Below are 1,093 nucleotides of genomic sequence, written 5' to 3' on the forward strand. Positions count from 1 at the left end.
TGCCCTTTTAGGGCTGGCCAGTAAGGAAGGCTTATAGCCGCAGAACAAACCACCCGTTCACACGGGTGGTTTTGATTTGTAACAATATAATGACAGGTACTTTATATTTCACTGTCAAAGATTATTAATGATTAACTTATTTAAATTATGATTTGAATAAATAGATATCTAAATGCAATTTGTCACTATTGATAGTTTTATTATCAGCATACATTTTTAATACCTCATGACCATACTCACCATTTAAATTATAAAAATCATATTCTACATTTTTTTCATCATCATTATGATATTTAACATACCCTTTAACAATGTCGCCACCTTTTTCGTACAACTTATACTTCTCATTCAAATAATTTCTTAATTGAACATCTAATTCTTGAATGGTAACAATTTTCTTTTTCGTTTTTACTGCAGTTAGTTCTTTTTCTGTTTGATGTCCGTCAATCCATAAATTACAAGGTATATTCTTATAATCATCGTACTTATTATTGTCACTTAAAGTAACACCACCATAACTACATTGCGTTTTATTGGTTGCTCCCCCATGACATTCATAGCTATAGCTTCCAGTATATATATCGATATTTTTATTTATAAATTCATTTGAAAGTGCCTCATTTTCGAATTCAACTTTAAAATCCTTTTTCCAAGCATCATTTAAGAACATGTCATGAAATAACAAATCATGAGTCAACAGTCTATCGTTTGTTTTTTTATTTTCAAGATCAGTTGGATTAGCAAATGACATCTTAGCATTACTTAGACGCTTTGAATTAAACTTACTTTTATGATGTAAGTCTGAATATGCGATTGCACTTGCTGAATTTGTCAAAATTCCTTCTAACAATAATATTAAAATAAATCCTGTTAAATATTTAACTTCAAACTCCCCCAAAATCAATTATTAATTTACATTTGAGAGCGAGACATAAATGATAAACAGGCTAGGAAATAAATCAATGTTCTATGCTCTACGAAGTTATATTGGCAGTAGTTGACTGAACGAAAATGCACTTGTAACAAGCTTTTTTCAATTCTAGTCAGGGGCCCCAACACAGAGAATTTCGAAAAGAAATTCTACAGGCAATGC

General features: G+C 30.3%; 1 protein-coding gene. It reads right to left on the reverse strand.

Annotated features, from left to right (window positions below; genetic code table 11):
* Positions 1–145 precede the first annotated feature (145 nt).
* A complete protein-coding gene (locus ACXQH5_RS13695) occupies positions 146–898 on the reverse strand; it encodes an exotoxin (protein ID WP_001823975.1) in 753 nt (250 codons plus the stop codon).
* Between the last annotated feature and the right edge of the window lie 195 nt (positions 899–1,093).

This window comes from Staphylococcus sp. SA22 (genome assembly GCF_054165785.1).